Source organism: Pseudomonas sp. DWP3-1-3b3, from assembly GCF_049896305.1.
GTDB classification, from domain to species: Bacteria; Pseudomonadota; Gammaproteobacteria; order Pseudomonadales; family Pseudomonadaceae; genus Aquipseudomonas; species Aquipseudomonas azotoformans_A.
The window spans coordinates 16,345-35,983 of record NZ_JAFCUA010000011.1 but is presented as its reverse complement, the minus strand read 5'-3'; the positions used below and the strand labels follow the sequence as shown (position 1 = coordinate 35,983).

Annotated in this window: 16 protein-coding genes; 11 read left to right on the top strand and 5 right to left on the bottom strand. The window is 62.1% G+C overall.

Annotated features, from left to right (window positions below; translation table 11 throughout):
* The first annotated feature begins 1 nt into the window (after window position 1).
* From ACP7BX_RS26145 to ACP7BX_RS26115, 7 genes are all read left to right on the top strand, one after another.
* Window positions 2-1,021, top strand: a complete 1,020-nt coding sequence (locus ACP7BX_RS26145; protein ID WP_012723835.1) for an ABC transporter permease — start codon at window positions 2-4, stop codon at window positions 1,019-1,021.
* A 1-nt stretch (window position 1,022) separates the two neighbouring features.
* Window positions 1,023-2,624, top strand: a complete 1,602-nt coding sequence (locus ACP7BX_RS26140; RefSeq protein ID WP_426130155.1) for an ABC transporter ATP-binding protein — start codon at window positions 1,023-1,025, stop codon at window positions 2,622-2,624.
* Between the two features lie 194 nt (window positions 2,625-2,818).
* Window positions 2,819-3,340 carry a sigma-70 family RNA polymerase sigma factor gene (locus ACP7BX_RS26135; RefSeq protein ID WP_426130153.1) on the top strand — a complete coding sequence of 174 codons (522 nt, stop codon included), beginning with the start codon at window positions 2,819-2,821 and terminating at the stop codon, window positions 3,338-3,340.
* Window positions 3,337-4,287 carry a FecR domain-containing protein gene (locus ACP7BX_RS26130; RefSeq protein WP_426130151.1) on the top strand — a complete coding sequence of 317 codons (951 nt, stop codon included), beginning with the start codon at window positions 3,337-3,339 and terminating at the stop codon, window positions 4,285-4,287. The genes ACP7BX_RS26135 and ACP7BX_RS26130 overlap by 4 nt, the downstream gene beginning before the upstream one ends.
* Window positions 4,288-4,384: 97 nt before the next feature.
* Window positions 4,385-6,847, top strand: coding sequence for a TonB-dependent siderophore receptor (locus ACP7BX_RS26125; RefSeq protein ID WP_426130149.1), 2,463 nt, complete (start codon window positions 4,385-4,387; stop codon window positions 6,845-6,847).
* Window positions 6,848-6,959: 112 nt separating this feature from the next.
* Window positions 6,960-10,406, top strand: coding sequence for a hypothetical protein (locus ACP7BX_RS26120; RefSeq protein WP_426130147.1), 3,447 nt, complete (start codon window positions 6,960-6,962; stop codon window positions 10,404-10,406).
* A gap of 63 nt (window positions 10,407-10,469) precedes the next feature.
* Window positions 10,470-11,354 (top strand): AraC family ligand binding domain-containing protein, encoded by an 885-nt coding sequence (locus ACP7BX_RS26115; RefSeq protein ID WP_426130145.1) that lies wholly within the window; start codon window positions 10,470-10,472, stop codon window positions 11,352-11,354.
* On the opposite strand, the gene ACP7BX_RS26110 is transcribed toward ACP7BX_RS26115, so the two are convergent.
* Window positions 11,296-11,883, bottom strand: coding sequence for a LysE family translocator (locus ACP7BX_RS26110; protein WP_269133879.1), 588 nt, complete (start codon window positions 11,881-11,883; stop codon window positions 11,296-11,298). The two genes, ACP7BX_RS26115 and ACP7BX_RS26110, sit on opposite strands and share 59 nt — an antisense overlap.
* 172 nt (window positions 11,884-12,055) lie before the next feature.
* Between ACP7BX_RS26110 and ACP7BX_RS26105 the strand changes: the two genes are divergently transcribed.
* The 3 genes from ACP7BX_RS26105 (at window position 12,056) to ACP7BX_RS26095 (ending at window position 14,709) form a co-directional block, all read left to right on the top strand.
* The gene (locus ACP7BX_RS26105; RefSeq protein WP_426130143.1) at window positions 12,056-13,075 is read left to right on the top strand and encodes an NAD-dependent epimerase/dehydratase family protein; all 1,020 of its coding nucleotides are present in this window, start codon (window positions 12,056-12,058) and stop codon (window positions 13,073-13,075) included.
* Window positions 13,076-13,208: 133 nt separating this feature from the next.
* Window positions 13,209-14,051: an alpha/beta fold hydrolase gene (locus tag ACP7BX_RS26100; RefSeq protein ID WP_061436467.1), complete on the top strand. Its 843-nt coding sequence runs from the start codon at window positions 13,209-13,211 to the stop codon at window positions 14,049-14,051.
* A gap of 64 nt (window positions 14,052-14,115) precedes the next feature.
* Window positions 14,116-14,709, top strand: a complete 594-nt coding sequence (locus ACP7BX_RS26095) for a TetR/AcrR family transcriptional regulator (RefSeq protein ID WP_033902286.1) — start codon at window positions 14,116-14,118, stop codon at window positions 14,707-14,709.
* Here ACP7BX_RS26095 and ACP7BX_RS26090 read toward each other — a convergent pair.
* A complete protein-coding gene (locus ACP7BX_RS26090; protein WP_426130140.1) occupies window positions 14,702-16,390 on the bottom strand; it encodes a phospholipase D-like domain-containing protein in 1,689 nt (562 codons plus the stop codon). The two genes, ACP7BX_RS26095 and ACP7BX_RS26090, sit on opposite strands and share 8 nt — an antisense overlap.
* A 69-nt stretch (window positions 16,391-16,459) precedes the next feature.
* Window positions 16,460-17,332: an NAD(P)/FAD-dependent oxidoreductase gene (locus ACP7BX_RS26085; RefSeq protein ID WP_426130138.1), complete on the bottom strand. Its 873-nt coding sequence runs from the start codon at window positions 17,330-17,332 to the stop codon at window positions 16,460-16,462.
* Between the two features lie 144 nt (window positions 17,333-17,476).
* On the opposite strand from ACP7BX_RS26085, the gene ACP7BX_RS26080 reads away from it, so the two are divergent.
* Window positions 17,477-17,914 (top strand): Rrf2 family transcriptional regulator, encoded by a 438-nt coding sequence (locus ACP7BX_RS26080; protein WP_314534956.1) that lies wholly within the window; start codon window positions 17,477-17,479, stop codon window positions 17,912-17,914.
* Here ACP7BX_RS26080 and ACP7BX_RS26075 read toward each other — a convergent pair.
* Together ACP7BX_RS26075 and ACP7BX_RS26070 are read right to left on the bottom strand one after the other, a co-directional pair.
* A complete protein-coding gene (locus tag ACP7BX_RS26075) occupies window positions 17,911-18,540 on the bottom strand; it encodes a ribonuclease T2 family protein (protein WP_426130135.1) in 630 nt (209 codons plus the stop codon). The genes ACP7BX_RS26080 and ACP7BX_RS26075 overlap by 4 nt on opposite strands.
* Window positions 18,541-18,576: 36 nt before the next feature.
* A complete protein-coding gene (locus tag ACP7BX_RS26070; protein ID WP_426130133.1) occupies window positions 18,577-19,557 on the bottom strand; it encodes a Gfo/Idh/MocA family protein in 981 nt (326 codons plus the stop codon).
* Window positions 19,558-19,639: the final 82 nt, after the last annotated feature.

Here is a 19,639-nt window from a genome sequence, read left to right as displayed (position 1 = left end):
GATGAATCTATCCCCCCTCAATCGCCGCCGGTTCGAGCGGTTCAAGGCCAACAAGCGTGGCTGGTGGTCGCTGTGGCTGTTTCTGATCCTGTTCGTGCTGAGCCTGGGCGCCGAGCTGATCGCCAACGACAAGCCGCTGGCTGTGCACTACGACGGCGGCTGGTATTTCCCGGCGCTCAAGCGTTACCCGGAGACCACCTTTGGCGGTGAATTCCCGCTGGAGGCCAACTACAAGAGCCCGTATATCCAGGAGCTGCTCAAGGCCAAGGACGCCTGGACGTTATGGGCGCCGATTCCGTTCAGCTACCAGAGCATCAACTACGACCTGAAAGTGCCGGCGCCCGCGCCGCCTTCCAGCGTCAACCTGCTGGGCACCGATGACCAAGGCCGCGATGTGCTGGCGCGGGTCATTTATGGCTTCCGTGTGTCGGTGCTGTTTGCCCTGACGCTGACAGTGCTCAGCTCGATCATCGGCGTGATCGCCGGGGCCTTGCAGGGTTTCTACGGCGGATGGGTGGACTTGGCCGGGCAGCGCTTTCTGGAGATCTGGTCCGGGCTGCCGGTGTTGTACCTGCTGATCATACTCGCCAGTTTCGTGCAACCCAACTTCTGGTGGTTGCTGGGCATCATGTTGTTGTTTTCGTGGATGAGCCTGGTGGACGTGGTGCGCGCCGAGTTCCTGCGCGGGCGCAACCTGGAATACGTGCGCGCCGCCAGGGCCCTGGGCATGCAGAATGGCGCGATCATGTTCCGGCATATCCTGCCCAATGCGATGGTGTCGACCATGACCTTCATGCCGTTCATTCTCACCGGCGCCATCGGCACCCTCACCGCCCTGGACTTCCTCGGTTTTGGCTTGCCGGCCGGTTCACCGTCCCTGGGTGAGCTGGTGGCCCAGGGCAAATCCAACCTGCAAGCGCCGTGGCTGGGCATGAGTGCCTTTGCCGTGCTGGCGATCATGTTGAGTTTGCTGGTGTTTATCGGCGAGTCCGCTCGCGATGCCTTCGACCCGAGGAAATGAGATGAATCAGGACAATCTGATCGAAATCCGCGACCTCTCCGTCGAGTTCGTCACGGGCGACCATCACCACCGCGTGGTGAACAACGTCAGCTTCGACATCAAGCGTGGCGAGACCATTGCCCTGGTGGGCGAAAGTGGCTCGGGCAAATCGGTGACTGCCCACTCGATCCTGCGCCTGCTGCCCTACCCGCTGGCGCGGCACCCCTCCGGCACCATCGACTATGCCGGGCAGGACCTGCTGACGCTGAAAGAAAAGACCATCCGCCATATTCGTGGCAACCGCATTGCGATGATATTCCAGGAGCCGATGACCTCGTTGAACCCGCTGCACTCCATCGAGAAGCAGATCAACGAAGTGCTCGGCCTGCACAAGGGGCTGCAAGGCAAAGTCGCCACCCAGCGCACCCTGGAGCTGCTGGATCTGGTGGGCATTCCCGAGCCGCACAAACGCCTCAAGGCCCTGCCCCATGAGCTGTCCGGCGGCCAGCGCCAGCGGGTGATGATCGCCATGGCCCTGGCCAATGAGCCGGAGCTGCTTATCGCCGATGAGCCGACCACGGCGCTGGATGTGACGGTGCAGTTGAAGATTCTCGAATTGCTCAAGGAATTGCAGGCGCGGCTGGGCATGGCGCTGCTGCTGATCAGCCATGACTTGAACCTGGTGCGGCGCATCGCCCATCGCGTGTGCGTGATGCAAAAGGGTTGCATCGTCGAGCAGGCCGACTGTGAAACGCTGTTTCAGTCGCCCCAGCATCCGTACACCCAGGAACTGCTCGCGGCGGAGCCCAGCGGCGGACCGGCCTGCAACGAAGTCGGCCCGCCTTTGCTGGAGGTCGATGACCTGAAAGTCTGGTTCCCGATCAAGAAGGGCTTCCTGCGCAACACCGTCGATTACGTCAAGGCGGTGGACGGCATCAACTTCAGCCTGCCCCAGGGGCAGACCCTGGGCATCGTCGGCGAAAGCGGCTCGGGCAAATCCACCTTGGGCCTGGCGATTCTACGGTTGATCGCCAGCAAGGGCGGCATTCGCTTTGAAGGCCAGCAACTGGACAAGCTCACCCAGCAGCAGGTACGCCCGCTGCGCCGGGAAATGCAGGTGGTGTTCCAGGACCCGTTCGGCAGCCTGAGCCCGCGCATGTGCGTCAGCGAGATCGTCGGCGAAGGCCTGCGCATCCACAAGATGGGCACGCCGGCCGAGCAGGAAGCCGCGATCATCGCGGCGCTCAAGGAAGTGGGCCTCGACCCCGAATCCCGCCACCGCTACCCCCACGAGTTCTCCGGCGGCCAGCGCCAACGCATCGCCATCGCCCGCGCCTTGGTGCTCAAGCCGCGCCTGATCCTGCTCGATGAACCTACCTCAGCCCTGGACCGCACGGTGCAACGCCAAGTGGTGGAACTGCTGCGTAGCCTGCAGGCCAAGTACAACCTGACCTACCTGTTCATCAGCCATGACCTGGCGGTGGTGAAGGCGCTGAGTCACCAGTTGATGGTGGTCAAGCATGGGCAGGTGGTGGAACAAGGCGATGCCAAGGCGATTTTTGCCGACCCGCAGCATGCCTACACCCGGCAACTGCTGGAGGCAGCGTTCCTCGTGCCCGCCTGACTAAACACTGTTAAATGTGGGAGCTGGCTTGCCTGCGATAGCGGCGGGTCAGCCAATACATCCGCTGACTGATACACCGCCATCGCGGGCAAGCCCGGCTCCCACACAAAAGCAATCCAATATCATTTGCGCACATCTCCTCCCTTTGCTTTAATCGCGACCAATTCTTATTTACGCCAATCCTTTTGCGCTGGATGGACATCGTGTCGACCTCTTTCACCCACCTCTACGGCACTCACCACGGCTGGCTGCTCGGCCTGCTGCGCCGTCGGCTGAATGACCGCTGGGATGCCGCCGACCTGGCCCACGACACCTTTATTCGCCTCCTCAACCGCCCGCCGACCGAAACCGACCACGTGGGCCAGCGCTCGTACCTGGCAACCATCGCCCGTGGCTTGTGCATCGACCTCTGGCGGCGGCGCCAGCTAGAGAAGGCCTGGCTGGACAGCCTGGCCCTGTGTCCGCAAGCCACCCAGCCGTCACCGGAACAACGCGCAATCATCGTCGAGACGCTCTACGAAGTGGACGCCATGCTCGCGCGCCTGCCGAAGAAAGTCAGCGAAGCCTTCCTGCTCGCCCAACTGCACGGCCTGGCCTACAAGCAGATCGCCGAGCAGTTGGGCGTGGGCGAGCGCATGGTCAAGAAGTACATGGCTCAGGCCCTGTTGCATTGCGCGATCCTGGAAGCGGAACTCGACGGCATGCTGGTGCAATGAACACGCCCGGCAAACTCAGCCACGCCAGCCTGGAGCAGGCGGCGCAATGGTACGTGCGCCTGCAGGATCAAGGGGGCGCCCTGGAGCAACTGCACTGGCAGGCCTGGGTCGCGCAGAACCCCGAGCACCTGGCGGCCTGGCAGTATGTGCAACGTGTAAGCCAGCGGTTTACCCCGTTGCAGGAACACGCCCATGGCGCCAGCCGGGCGTTGCGCACCTCGCGCCGTCAAACCCTCAAGACGCTGCTGGTGCTGGGCGTCGGTTCGACACTGGCCTGGGGCACCTGGCGCAATACCGCCCTGCCCCGACTGGTCGGCGGCTGGAGTGCGGACTATGCCACCCATAGCGGTGAAACCCGCGACACGCTGCTGGCCGATGGCAGTCATGTGTGGTTGAACGCCTTGACGGCTCTGGATGTGCGCTTTGATGGGGTTCAACGCTTGCTGCAGCTGCGTTTTGGCGAAGTGCTGATCGACACGGCCAAAGATGCCAGCCGGCCATTTCTGGTGGATACCGCATACGGCCGTATGCAGGCGCTGGGTACTCGTTTCAGCGTGGTGCAAAGCGACGACCACACCCAACTCAACGTCTTCGAAGGCCGGGTGCAAGTCACCGCTGCCAACCACCCCGTGCGCATCATCGAAGCCGGCCAGCAAGTCTCATTCAGCCGCAACGGCTTCCAGCCAACCGCACCGGCCTCACCGTCGCGCGAGGCCTGGAGCCGCGGCGTATTGCTGGCGGACAACCTGCCGCTTGGCCAACTGATCGCCGAGCTCAACCGTTATCGCCCCGGCCACCTGGGCTGCGACCCGGCCGTGGCGCACTTGCCGGTGATGGGTTCATTCCCGTTGATGGACAGCGACCACGCGCTGCATCTGCTGCAAGCCGCATTGCCGATACGTGTCGATAAACCGATGACATGGTGGGTCACCGTCGGTCCTCGGTAAACAATCCTCAACCGCCAGTTCCCTTTTTGAAAACTCGTTCGGTTAACCCTGCAGACGCTTCATTTCGCCGATCGATTTGATCCAAAGGGAAACATCCATGTCGCAACCTGCTCGCTTCGCGCTGCGCCCATTGGCGCTGGCTACCTCGCTGTTTTGCCTTGGCGCACCGACGCTGCAAGCCGCCGAATCGCCCTCGACCCAGGAAGCCAGCCGCAGCTATCGCATCGCCGCCGGCTCCCTGGTCAGTGTGCTGAACAGCTTTGCCGAGCAGTCCGGTATTTACATCGCCGGCCACAACAACCTCGCTGCCGGCAAGACCAGCCCCGGCCTGAACGGCAGCTACACCCCGGCAGCCGGCTTGCAGCGCCTGTTGCAGGGCAGCGGTTTGCAGGCCCTGCCCCAAGGCAACAACGGCTATGTGCTGGAACAGATCCCGGCCAATACGGGTGCCCTCGAACTGGGCGCCACGACCATTTCTGGCCAGGACCTTGGCGCCACCACTGAAGACACCCATTCCTACACCACAGGCTCCATGGCCTCGGCCACCGGCCTGCCACTGTCGATGCGCGAGACCCCGCAATCGGTCACCGTGATCACCCGCCAGCAGATGGATGACCAAGGCTCCAACAGCATCGCCGACACCCTGCGCCGCGCCCCCGGCGTGAGCGTGCAGAACTACGACAGTGAGCGCTGGGAGTTCTCCAGCCGTGGCCTGCCGATCACCAATTTCCAGTACGACGGCGTCAACTCCACCTACGACGGCGTGTATGACTACGGCACCACCAGCACCGACATGGCGGTGTATGACCACCTGGAAATCATCAAGGGTTCGGCTGGCCTGTTGAGCGGTTCCGGCGATCCGTCCGCCACGGTCAACCTGATCCGCAAGAAACCTACGGCGGCGTTCAAGGCCTCCGTGACCCAGACCTTCGGCTCCTGGGACAACTACCGCACCGAAGGCGACATCTCCGGCCCGCTGACCGAGTCGGGCAATGTGCGTGGGCGGTTTGTCGGTGTGTATCAGGACCACCAGTCGTACCTGGACCATTACCAGAACACCAAGGACATCGCCTACGGCATCCTTGAGGCGGACCCTACGCCCGACATGCTGTTGACCTTCGGCATCGACCAGCAGAACACCCGCTCACGCGGCGCCAGCTGGACCGGTTTCCCGATGTACTTCAGCGACGGCTCGCGCACGAACTTCTCGCGCTCGTTCAACCCGGCGGCCGACTGGAGCCGTCGCGACTTCCAGAACCAGACGCTCTTCGCTTCGGTGCAGCAGAAGCTGACGAATGACTGGTCGCTCAAGGTCAGCCTCGACCGCAAGCGCAGCCAGCACGACACCCTGCTCGCCTCCGCCAGCGGCGGCAACCCGGACCCGGTCAGCGGCGAGAACATGTACATGTTCATGGGCAAGTACAAGGGCGATCAGGTGCAGAACACCCTGGACGTCAACCTCAGCGGGCCGTTCAGTCTGTTTGGTCGCGAGCACGAGTTGATCATGGGCTTCATGGCCACCCGTTCGAAGCAGGACGTGCCAGTGTATGGCTCGATCTACCCCGCGGTGGGCGGCAGCATCTTCGATTGGCACGGCGAGTACGCCAAGCCGGATATCCCACGCAGCGGCCAGAACGACATCGTGCAACGCCAGACCGGCGCCTACCTGGCCACGCGCCTGAAACCCACCGATGACCTGTCGGTGATCCTCGGCACCCGCGTGAGCAATTTCAGTGGCACCGACACCACCGACTTCTACGACCCGACCAAGACCGACAATCGCACCACGTATCATCAGAGTGGCGTGGTCACGCCGTACGCGGGGATCGTCTACGACCTCAACGACACCTGGTCGGTCTACACCAGCTACACGCAGATCTACCGTCCGCAAACCAGCAAGGACGCGGACCGCAAATTGCTCGACCCGATCGAAGGCGAAACCTACGAAGCCGGGATCAAGGCCGCGTTCTACGAGGGCCGCCTGAACGCCAGTTTTGCCGCGTTCCGCATCGAGCAGGACAACGTCGCCGAGTATGTCTCGGGCTTCGAGACCGACTCGGTGTACCGCCCTATTGCCGGCGCCACCACCAAGGGCTTCGAAGCAGAGCTGTCGGGTGAAGTGCTGGACGGCTGGAACCTTTCCGCCGGCTACACCTACCAGCACACCCGCGATGCCAATGATGGCTACGTCTACAGCTCGGTGCTGCAAACCACCACGCCGCAGCAAGTGGTACGCCTGTTCAGCGCCTATCGCCTGCCCGGCGCCCTGCAGAACGTCACCGTGGGCGGCGGCGTGAACTGGCAGAGCGAGTTCTTCGGCAATGTGTTCCAGCCCGATCCGGCCGACACCGTCAACTTCGGCCATAACTCGCGGATCACCCAGGACAGCTACTACCTGGTGGACTTGATGGCGCGTTACCGCTTCAACGATCACCTGAGCACCACGCTCAACGTGAAGAACCTGTTCGATAAAAAGTACTACACCGGGCTGGGTAACTTCGGTACGGGCTTCTATGGCGAGCCGCGCAGCGTGCAACTCGCCACGCGTTGGGACTTCTGACGCCTACAGCCATGGCTGAGACCCGCCACGGCATTCAGCGAGCGGCCTGCTGTCGACGAACGCCCGAGTGAGCCAATCATACGGGTCACCCTCACAGTAGAAGGCCGCCGCTATGGATGGTTTGTTTGTTCTAACCTTGTCCCCCGAAGACTTTTCCCCCGACGCCCTGCCGCTGGCGAGCATCCACTACACCACGGCCGAACTCAGCGAGCGCGAGGACCTGCGCCGCCTGGGTGACAGTGAACTGATCGCCCAGTTGCTGGGTATCCTGGAGGCCCCGGCACTGGCATCCGCGAGCACATCGGTGATTATTTCCGAGCTGTCACTGCTGGGGCAATGGGGAGAGGTCTTTCACAAGGCCATCAACCAGGGAGACTTCCTCGACTGGGCAGACCGTCGGCAGTTGGACTTCACCACGCTGCAGGTGCGCAATGGCGTGTTGCTGGGCCGCACGCCGCAGCAAACCGTCCTGCAACGCTTTACCCTGGCTGATGACTCGGGCTGGTGGAAAGTCGCCAACCCGATTGTCTTCATCGCCCAACTGCTGGACCCCGCTGAGCTTGGATTGCCCTACATCGGAGATCGTGTCGATAACCTCGCGCGAACGTTAACCCTGGACCGGGTGCTGGCGTTCTACGGCTACCCCATGCCCACCAATCGCCTGCAAGCCCTGGTGATCAGCGAAGAGCTGCGCGCCGCCGACGCCTTCCCATCCATTGATGCGGTGGGCCTGAACCGCTCGTTGATACATGGCGAGCGCGTCAATCAACAGTTGGATTTCCAAGAATTGGCCACCGCATTACAAGCACTTGAGCCTTTCGACCGACCGGCGTTGCTCAGTACCCGCCTACGTCTCACATCCGGCACATGGCTGGCCCGGGCGTTGATAGACGCGGCGCAGCATTTGCAACGTATCCTCCAAGACAATGGTGACGAAGGCGTACAGGTGGCCTCGTCCCAGTACTACTTCGATCAGGCTGAACACGCGATCCATGTCCAACCTCAGCCGGGAGACGAAGAGACGCGCCCCTACGAGTTACGCCCCGAATCCCCTGGCTGGCGCTGGCATGCGCTGATCCGGCTGGCGGACAAACTCGGCCTCGACCTTTACCCTGATCACAGCCTGAGCCTGGCTGCGTGCCTGCGGGCCTACGATATTGATTTGCCCACTAACAAGACCACGCGCACTGCGCTGGTGGCGCGTTTGCGCCAGTGGCCAATGCCGGCAGCGCCGACCTTGTATGCGGCGGCTCGCAGCCTGGATGAGCGCTATATCTACAGTCGCTTCATCGGGGTACTCAATGATCGTCACAATCTGCGCGACGCGCTGTACCGGGCGGTCAATACCGGCACGCTCAAGGGCCCAATGGGGCTCGATGCGATCATCGAAATCGATGCCGACACCCTGCCGCCCAAGCTGCTCTCCGCACGCCTCCAACTGCGCGAGCTGATCGACCAACCTGAATTTGTCGCGATTCTCGTGAAACACAACATTGATCCGCAAAGCCATGTGCTGTTCAGCGTGGAGAGCGGCCTGGGCGCCTTCGGCGCGGATGGCGTTTGGAAATCGTTTGAGGCAGACGTAACGGCCGACGCTCGGCTGGCGCCGAGGGTGCGCCAGCTTTTGCCCGTCGCCGAGCAACTGGGCGGTGAATTGCGTACCAACGAGGCCATCAGCCTGCGCCAGGCCTTACGGCTCTATAACATTCCACTGCCCACCACCCTGGAGGCAGCGCGACTGACCGCCCGCCGCCGGGTAATCACCGTGCCCCATCCGATCTACGAAAGTAACTACTGGCGCGCACTCACCCCCGTCAAAACCACGCATCCTGCCGGGTGGACCTTGTCGACAACGGATCGTCAGCGGCTGGTCAGCGTCAGCCGTGGCTTCCTGCCCGACTCGGATCAGTCACTGTTCGCTTATTTGAGTGAGCCGCTGCTGACAGGCAAGTCGCGGCTCGACGTCAGGGCCGAAGCCGACTTGCTGATGGCCCGCCTGATTGCCTCGCCGCGTGCGCAGCAACTTGCCAAGCTATTGGACGAGGCAGTGCAATGGCAAGGCAGTGAGGCCAGTGTGAGCGGCGGGCGCGCGAGCCGAAGTGCATTGCTGTGGGCGGCGTTAATTCTCAGCTTCGACGCCCAAGCAGACGAGCACTCTACCGTGATCAACGGCCTGGATTGGGCAGCGCCCTACTATTGGGGTGAATCGGTGGCGTTCGTACGCTTGCACATCGAAAACAGCTTCAGGGGCCTTGACCCGGCTACCGCCGCATTGGCGGCGCACCTGATGCTGTGCGGCCAGGCGCCCTATTTGCTGGTACGGGATATTCCCGACTCACTGCCTTTGCGCAGCACCCAGTCCTGGGTATTGTTTGAGCAATTCGCCACCTACCTGGAGCAACGCATACGCGGAAGCGCCCGACAGATGAGTCATGATGAAATTCTTTACGTGGCCTATCAGCCCGTGCGCGGCAGTTGGAGCCTGTTCCTCGATTCGCCGCAGGCGACCCCGCCGATCCTGGCCTGGGCAGTGACCAACGGCATCCTGCCGCGCCAGACGCATTACAGCGTTGCGCAGACGAACAGCGCAATCGGCGCACTGAACAGCCTGCGTACACGCTTGCAGTCAGCCGAAGCTATCTTCAACCAAGCAGTCCCGACCCAACGCCAGGTCGCCCTTGAGGCGCTGAAGCAGGTCTACCCGCAGTCATCGCTGCTGCAAGACCTGGTGTGGGAGTGGGCGCCGGTCAATCCGTTGCAGAGAAACCCGCACCGAGGCAAAAAATATGCGTTTGTCGACCTGTACATGGCCAATGAACTGGTCGCCACGTCACACCGTTGGATATCGTCGGACCCAGGCATTCAGTTCGCGCAAATGGCCCCGCATTTCGGGCAGTTGCAGCCCTTCGGCCCACTGTACGCCCAGGCGTTCGCCGCGCACCTGGGCCGGATGCAGACCGCCTATATCGACTACCTGAAAAATGTCTTTTGTTCGCTGTCACTGCCCCGCCGTGAGGCACTGGAATTCGGCAGAGTGGTGTTCTTTACCCTGCGCAGCGGCACCGGGCCGGTCGGGACGTTCGGTTTGATTATCTGTGCCAGTTTTTACAGCGACCAACACGTGTACGAGTGCTTTCCCAAATATCTACTGATGCGCCCCCGACGCGACCTGGACTACACCACCCTGATCAATGCCGCCACGACAGGGCAGGCCGTGTCGAACCTGGCGTTCGAGTGGCCAGCCTACGCCAAGGGTGCCGAACCCTCGGAAGACGTGCCGGTGAAGAGCTTGCCCGGTGTGCACATCAACCAGCTGGACAGCGTTCTGATCGAAGTCGATCACTTGCCGGAGCCCGACGCCGATGGCCACCGCATCCCGCGCAGCCTCGACTCAACCCGGTCGCAGGCATTGGCCAACATCATTATCGAGCGCCACTACTTGCAACAAGGCGCACGGCTGCACGCCCAAGCCTTGCTGGTGCCCAGCCTGGCGCAACTCAGCCGTGGCGATGATCCGTGGGCCGATTATTTGCTGAGCATGGCACTGGCCGCCAAATGAAGCCTTGAACGTGCGGCGGGAATAGATAAACCTACACAGCGAATGTTTTCGGAGTGCCCTGCCATGTCCTCTTGCGCCAGCGCGACAGCCCACAGTTTCTGGCGTGACGCCGCCTTGCCATTTATCGAGGCCCGCACCATTGCCGATGGCCGCAAGGTGACCTACACCCGGCACGCACACGAGCATTTCTCCATCGGCGCGGTGACTACCGGGCGCAGCTATTACCACTACGGCGCCGAGACCTTCGAAATCAGCGCTGGCACCGTGGTGCTGATGAACCCCGGCGATGTGCATGCCTGCAACCCGATCGCTGATGAGCCCTGGTCCTATCAGATGCTGTACATCGACACGCCCTGGTTGACCGACTTGCAATACCAGTTGGGTTTCAGTACCGACCAGGGTTATCGAGCGTTCACCACCCCGCATACCCGCGACCCACAGCTGTACAGCGGCTTGCTGGAGTTGCACGCCCTATTGGTGGATGAACAGGCCGAACACCTGCAAAAGCAAAGCGCGCTGGTGAGTTACTTCACGCAGGTGCAACTGCGCCTGAACCCTTGCGATGCGCCCCTGCGCGAGGTGAATCACAAGCTGGAGCGTGCCGCCGACTACATCCGCGAGCACTGCACGCAGACGCTGAAACTGGAAGATATCTGCGGTGCGGCCGAGCTGTCGCCGTCCTACCTGATCCGTGCGTTCAAGCAGTATTACGGCCTCACGCCCCATGCGTTCCTGGTCAACCAGCGCATCCAGTTTGCCCGTACGCAATTGCGCCAGGGCGAGTTGATCGCCGATGTAGCCCTGGCCGCAGGCTTCGCCGACCAGGCGCATTTCCAGCGCACCTTCAAACAGCATTTCGCTGCCACACCAGGGCAGTACCGCGACCGGCTCACGCCATCAGCAAATAACCCACACTGGCCACCAGCAACGCGGCCATTGAACGGTTGAACACCCGCACGCCTCCGGGGTTGCCCAGGTAGCGGCGAAGGAAGGTTCCCGCATAGGCCCAGCAGGCCACCGACAGGTAGCAGATCACCAGGTAAAGCGCCGCGAACAGCCAGACTTGCGCGGCGTCGCCGTCCGCGACGAACAGCCCCATCCCCGCCACACAGGCCAGCCACGCCTTGGGGTTGAGCCATTGCATGATCGCGCCATACAGCATCGAGGGTGCGGTGGCAGTGCCCTCGGCATCCAGTCGACCATCGTCGACCGCTAGCTTCCAAGCCATGTACAGCAGGAAGGCCACTCCGCCCCACTGGATCAGTTGGGTCAGGATCGGCCAGCGCACCAGTACCTCATGCAGGCCCAGGCCAATCAGCACCAGCAACAAGGTGAACCCCACGGCAGCGCCAACCACATGTTTCTGGCTGGCGACAAACCCGAAACGCGCCCCCGAACTCAGCGCCACCACATTCACCGGTCCCGGCGTGATGGAAGTGGCCAACGCGAAGGCGGCCATGGAAATGATCAAGCTCATTGCAGTTCCCTTTTATTCGAGCGAGTGACGATGACGTTACGGTAAAGAGCAAAAGGATCGGGGTATTGAACAAAATGCCCCTCTCCGGAAAAAATTGTATACAGCTGTAGACTTATAGCGATTTCAGCCCTAAATTCAGCCTGAATTCATTCACACAGGCGGGAGAAAGGTCATGGCGGAAACGGTTCTGGTCACCGGAGGCACGGGCTACATCGCCGGTTGGTGCCTGGCAGGCCTGTTGCAACAGGGTTATGACGTGCGCACCAGCTTGCGCAGCCTGGCCAGGGAACCGGCCCTGCGCGCCACCTTGAGCGGCCAGGGTATCGATCACACCCGGCTCACCTGTTTTGCCGCCGACCTGACTCGCGATGAAGGGTGGAGCGCGGCCATGGCCGGTTGCGACTACGTGCTGCACGTCGCCTCGCCCCTGGGCCTGGATGCGCCACAACACCTGGAGGACATGGTTGCCCCGGCGCGGGACGGGACCTTGCGTGTCCTGCGTGCGGCAACCCACGCGGAGGTTCGCCGGGTGGTCATGACCAGCGCCGCCACCGTCGCCACCCCACCCTTGCAGAGTCCCGACAGCCTCAGCGACGAGTCCGTGTGGTTCGACCCCAAGGAAACCCACGTGACGCCGTATCGCCACGCCAAGCGCCAGGCCGAGCGCGCCGCGTGGGACTTCATGCACAAACAGACCGGCCCGACCACACTGACCACTGTGCTGCCCGGTGCGGTGTTCGGCCCGATCATGAGCGCCGACACCCTCGGGTCCGTGCAAGTCATCGCCCGCCTGTTGCAAGGTCGCGCCAAAGGCAACCCGCGCCTGGGCTTCGAAGTGGTGGATGTACGCGATCTCGCCGCCCTGCATATCCGCGCCATGACCGCATCGGCCGCCGCCGGACAGCGGCTGTTGGGGGTTGGGCAGTTCCTGTGGATGGCAGAAATTTCCCAGATACTGCGCGACCACCTGGGCGACGCCGCCAACAAGGTGCCCAGCCGTAACATCCCGGATTGGCTGCTGCGCCTGCTGGCACGTTTCGATCCGCTGCTGCGCGGCCTCACCCCCAACCTTGGCCGCCAACACCGCCACACCTCAGAAAAAGCCCGCGTGATGCTGGGCTGGCAGCCGCGCCCGGCCCGCGAGACGCTGATCGATTGTGCCAATAGCCTGATCGCCCACAAGGTCGTTTAGACGCTTTTATTCCATTGATATAACTGCATTTTTTTCTTTCAAACGGCCGGTTTTGATAGGCAAAAATGCGTATTTCCGGTGCCGGAGCCGATGCTAGAGTTCGGCCCCTACTCATCGCAAAGAAGGAACCGCTATGTCACGTCGCCTGCTGGCAGCTGCCTGCCTGATGCTGTCTTTTTCCGCTACTCAAGCCGCTGAACGCTGGGAAACCCTGCCGCCAACGCCCGCCGCCGTGGCCGGCGCCAAGACCGGCTACGCTGCCGTCAACGGCATCAAGGTCTACTACACCCGCACCGGCCACGGCTCGCCGGTGGTTCTGCTGCACGGCGGCCTGTCCAACTCCGACTATTGGGGCAACCAGGTCAAGGCGCTGTCGGCCAAACACACGGTGATCAGCATCGACAGCCGTGGCCACGGGCGCAGTTCGCGGGATGAAAAACCCTACGGTTACGACCTGATGGCCGACGACGTGGTGGCCGTGCTCGACCACCTGAAAATCCCCCGCGCCGACATCGTCGGCTGGAGCGACGGTGCGATCATCGGCATCGACCTGGCCCTGCGTCATCCGGACCGTATCGGCAAAGTGTTCGCCTTCGCCGCCAACACCCAGACCGCCGGCGTAAAAGACGGCGTGGAGAAAAACCCGACCTTCGCTGCCTTCATCGAACGCGCGGGCAAGGAGTACGCCAAGCTGTCGCCGACGCCAAAAGAGTACGACGCGTTCGTCGAGCAGATCAGCCATATGTGGGCCAGCCAACCGAACTGGACTGACGCGCAACTGCAAAGCATCAAGACGCCAATCCTGATTGCCGACGGCGACCATGACGAAGCGATCAAGCGCGAACACACCGAGTACATGGCCGCAACCATCCCCGGTGCAGGCCTGCTGATCCTGCCGAACACCAGTCACTTTGCCTTCCTGCAAGACCCGGCGTTGTTCAATGCCGCACTGCTGGGCTTCCTCGACAGCAAATAGACCCTGTACCCTGTCGGCGCGCACGGTGTGTGCGCCCACAGTTTCCAGCCACGTCAGGATGCCAATGCCCAACCCCATTCCACGCCGGCGCAATGCCGCCGTCACCCGCGAAGCCATTTTGTTGTCCGCACGCAAGGCGTTTGCCCAGTCGGGCTATGACGGTGCCGGGGTGCGCGAAATCGCCGCTGGCGCGGGCGTGACGGCAATGCTGGTCAACCGCTACTTCGGCTCCAAGGAGCAGCTGTTTGCCGAAGTGATCGCCGACACCATGGCCAGCCCGATCATCCTCACCGAGAACAATCTCAGCTCGGAAAACCTCGGCCGCACGATGGCTACCGCACTGGTCAGCATCACCGAAGCCGGCAGCACGCCGCTGGAAGGTTTCCTGATCATGCTGCATTCGGCGTCCAGCAAACGCGCGGCGATCATCGGCCGCGAGCAAGTGGAAAAGGGCCATCAGGCGACCATGGCCGCCGCGCTCAAGGGCGCCCATCACGAAGAGCGCGCAGCGCTGGTGATGGCGCTGGTGTCGGGCTTCCAGGTGATGCGCCAGATGCTGGAACTGTCGGCATTGGCCAAGGCCGATCCCCAGGTGTTGATCGACCTGTTGACGCCGTTGTTCCAACAGTTGGTGGACGGCCAGCCGGGGCCTATTTGACGAACAGTTCGCGGTCCCGCGCCTTCACATGGCCGGGGCGATAGTAGGCGTCAAACCAGGCTTTCTCACCCGCAGCCGGAGGTTTGGCCAGACGCAGGGTTTGCAGTGCGCCAGGCTGGCTGGCATTGACGCGAAAGTGGAAATGGTCGAACAGGCGCAACGCCTCGATGGCATACACCACAGCGATCTTGCGGTCTTCGATGCGGATCAGGTGGTCACCGTTGTTCTTCTCTCCACCGCCGGCCAGGTTGGATGAACCGGTGTACACCGTGGGGTTGGCGCCATTGAAGTCCGTGACCACAAACTTGTTGTGCACCATGTTCCCCGCATTCCCCGACCACTCCGACTTGAACGGCGCCGGTGCGTTGCTCGCCAGGTAGGCGAACGGCAGCAACCCCACCGAACCGTCCGGCTTGCGCACCGCCAGCTTGCCGGTGCGCTGGGCCACGCCGTAGGAGAACAGTGCGCGCTGCATCAGCTCGTCCAGTGCTGTGCGCACTTTGCCGTTGATCAGGCTCAGAAACACGATGGAATACAGCACCGAACTGGTGGCGTTTTCGATGCTGGTGGCGATGGGATCGAGAGACAACGCGCTGTCGGCATGCGGCGCAAAACACAGCGACACCTTGGAGCCCGGCTCGTCGCGCACCACCCACCACTGTTGCGAGAGCGGGTGCTTGCGGAACGTCGTGGGTGAGGTCCAATAGGCGTCGAAGACTTCGGCGAACTTGCCCGCGACCGTTTCGTCGTCAAACAACAGCACGTTGTTGGCCTGGATATACAAGCCGCGCAAAGCAAAGTTGGTGGAACCACCGAGCACCCGGATTGCCTTGCCGGCGCGACGTACAATCAACACTTTATTGTGCTGCTGGCTGGAGAAATGCAGACGCTTGATCTGCGCTCCGGCGGTACTCAAGCGGGCGGCACTGATGCTTTCGCAGCTATCGGCGGCGCCCTGGTCGCCATGGTCATCGATGATTGCACGCAGGCGCGGGCCGAGTTGCTCCAGGCGGCGCAGGATGTCCGGCTCCTTGCTTTCGTAGATCAACGCGTCGAGGCTCAACTCGGGGTCGTTCGCCACCTGGTCGAGCACCTGCAGAATCAACTGACGCGCCTCAAAACCCAACCATTGGTAGTTGCGCTCGAAAGGCGCCATGTCCAGCTCCAGGTAGGCACTGGGGGCGGAACGGGCCGGTGGCAGGATGCGTGTTTCATTGTCGAAACGGTCGCCGTAGGCCTGGGAGGACGCAAAGCCTCGGGTAAAGCCGATATTGACGAAATGGCTGATGGTCTGCGCTTCGAGGCTCACCTGCCCTTCTACCCCGACGCCCTTGCTCAGCGTGCCGTCAGCCCCCATGTAGCAAGCGGTGACGCGGTAGCGGAAAAAGCCTGGTGGGATCTCACTGGGCACATGGATCCAGCGGAATTTCTGGAATGGCGCCTCGGTGGAAGGAAAAGTCCGCGGCCGTTCGGGCGTAGGTGGATAATCGAAGTGCAGGCGGTTGTGCAGCACACCCCAATGGGTGGCGCCGGGGTAGCGCACTTCGATACTGAAGCCGACAAAGTCAGGGGTGGCCAGATCCTGCGCCAGGTCGAACGCCAGCAGTGCAGCGCCCTCTCCTCGGTACAGCTTGAAGGTCAACCCCTGAAACGTGGTCTTGCTCTCGAAATCGGCGCTCAAGCGATGTCCCTTCCAATGGGAGACGGTGCTTGGAGTCTAGCGCCTGCGCCGGATCAAGCCAGGTCTACCTCAACCATTGATCAACGAAAAGTGCGCGCCCACACCGGCGCGCACGCCTTCGGCCACGGCCAGCGCGACGGAACCGGCGGCCAGCGACGTATCACCACAGGCAAACACGCCAGGCACGGAGGTCTGGCGCATGTCGTTGGTGTGCAGGTAAGGGCCGGTGGGGCCATCGGCCAGTTCGCAACCCAGTTGCTCGGCCAAGGGGCTGATTCGGGTGCGGGACATCGTGAAGATGCCGTCGAGGTTGAAGACTCGGCCGTCGACCAACTCCAGGTCGGCGCGCTCACCGCTGATACGCCGTACCGCCGCGTTTTCCACGCTGACCCCACGTCGATCCAACTGCGCCTGCTGATCGGCATCCGGGGTAAACACGCCATTGGTGAACAAGGTGGTGGTGCCCCAGTCCGGCAACATCAGCGCATGGTGCATGGCCAGCGGTGAGGTGGCGAGAACGCCGATGCGGCCTTGATCCAGCTCATAGCCGTGGCAGTACGGGCAGTGGAATACGTGCTTGCCCCAACGTTCTTGCAGGCCTTCGATAGTGGGCAACTCGTCGACAACGCCGGTGGCGAGGATCAGGCGCTTGGCCTGGAACGTACCGTTGTATTCGGTGCGAACGTTGCAACCTTCGGCCTGAACCACGCGGTCCTGCACCCACGTGACAGTCGGGTACTCCATCAGTTGGCTGCGCCCTTCGGCAGCGATCATCTCCGGCGCCTGGCCGTCCTGGCCGAGAAAACCGTGGGAGGTGGCCGCAAAGCGATTACGCCTCTGCCCCGAGTCGATCACCAGTAACTGTCGTCGCGCCCGCGCCAATTGCAGGCCGGCAGACAGGCCCGCGTAGCTGCCACCCACGATAATCACGTCGTACATCATGAAAATGACCCCATGTTGTGTGCCCTCGGTTATCCGAGGGCTTTCACGACACACCATAAGTTACGTAAAAATAGTCCGTCAAGCGTCTCGCAACTTTTAGGGTTACGAACGATACTTTCGGCTTGAATGAACCGAGGCCCCTTGATGAGAAATGACACCCGCCTTTCGCGCATGCTCCACGTGCTGATCCATATGGGCCGCCATGAAGAACGCGCCACGTCGGAAACCATCGCGCAGATGCTCGGCACCAACCCGGTGGTAGTGCGGCGCACGCTCGGGCTGCTCAAGGAAAAGGGCTATGTCCGTTCGGAAAAGGGCCATCAAGGTGGCTGGAGCCTGGGCAAGCCGTTGAGTGAAATCACCTTGCTGGAGATTCACAACGCCCTGGGTACACCCTCGATATTTGCTATCGGTTTGTCCACCGACCACCCGCAATGCCTGGTGGAACAAGCGGTGAACGCCGCGCTGACGCAGGCCTTCGAGCAAGCCCAGGCGCTGCTGCTGGAGCGCCTGGACCAGGTCACCTTGGCGCAATTGGCCGAAGATTTTGACGAGCGCTATCGCCTGGCGATGCTGCCTTAGCGCTGGGTGGGGATACGGATATCACCGTCGCGGCACTGGGTTTTCACACTGCGCGGGCAGCCGGTAAACGCCAGGTCCTTGCTCAGGCACACGCGCACCTCCGAGAACACCTTGCCTTTGCAGATTACCGCCAGCCCATGGTTGCCCATGCGCGGGTTGCTCTCACGAAACAGCGCCTCGATCTCACGGGCTTGCAGCGATGGCGGCGTGTTGAAGGGTTGCAATTGCTGCGGAATGCTCACCACGCCCAGCGCCTCATCGGTCTTTTGCAGGTAGGCCAACGGCTCCAGGCCACTGCAGGTGCCGTGCTTGGCCCATTCGTGCCTGAGCAACGAACGAGTTGGGAACAATGCCGCGCCTTTCTCGATGTCTTCACGGCTCAACTGTGTCTGCGGCGAGCACGACGCCGGCCACCCTCCCCGCGCGTACTGCGGCCACAAGCCGTGCAGCACAAACCCGTAGCCCTTGCCTGAACACTGTTCGTTGTCCGGGTGGGTCAAGCAAAAGGTCGGTGACCAGGACAACGACAACACATAAAAATCAAACTCCCCCGGCGTGCCTTGGCTACGCGGGGCCGCCATTGCACTGGTGGCCAGGACCAGCCACACCGCTATCCAGTATTTCATCCGTCTATTCCTTGGAAAAAGAAAACCCTATCGTGCCTAGCCGGGGTGATGGGGGTTACGTTGTAGCACCTTGTCCAGGATCCGATCGGTCTTAAGCGCCTCGATGGCCAATGACGGATGCTCGGCTTCGCCGCGAATATGCGCGTTCATCGCCAGCACATGGTGCCACTGGATATGCGCGTGGCACGGCACTTCCAGCACCTCCCGCGTCTCGCCTTCAAGGTGCAGGGACTGGTCCTCAAAGACCGAGAACTGGATACGCCCACGGCTGCCGATCAGTTCCACCCGGTCTTCACGACGGTCCGCCACAAAGTTCCAGCAGCCCATGCCCAGCGCGCCGGACGCGAAGCGCCAGCTGGCCGTCACGGCATCTTCCGCCGCGTAACGGCCTTCCTGGCGCGAGGTGTAACCGGACACTTCGATGATATCGCCGGCCAGGTACTGGAACAGGTCAAAGCCATGGCTCGCCAGGTCGGCAAAATAACCGCCCCCGGCAACGCTCGGGTCGGTCCGCCAGTTGGCGGCATTGGCGTCGTGGGCAGCCGGTGGTTTGCACAGGGTCCAGGTCAGGTGGCGCAGCTCACCGATACGCCCATCTCGCAGCCAGTCGCGCACTTGCTGAAAGCGCGGCAGCGAACGGCGGTAATAGGACACAAACAGATGCAACCCGGCACGTTCGAACGTGCGCTGCATCAAGGCGCTCTGCTCGGCATTCAGCGACATCGGTTTCTCGACGCAGCAATGCTTGCCGGCCGCCGCCACCATCAGGCTGTATTCGAGGTGACTGTCGGGCGGCGTGGCAATGTAGACGGCGTCCACTTCAGGGTCGTTGATCAATGCCTGGGCGTCGGTGTAGAAGCGTGCAATACCGTGGCGTGCCGCATAATCACGCACGGCTTCTTCGCGGCGCCCCATCACGGCCACCAACGCAGAACCTGGCGCTTTGTAGAAAGCCGGTCCACTCTTCAGTTCAGTGACACTGCCACAGCCGATCATGCCCCAGCGTACGCTGCTCATCTGCTCTCCTCATGCGTTTTGATCAATCGGGCAGTATCCACATCCCCACACGTCAGCGCCACAAGCACTTAGCATGACAATT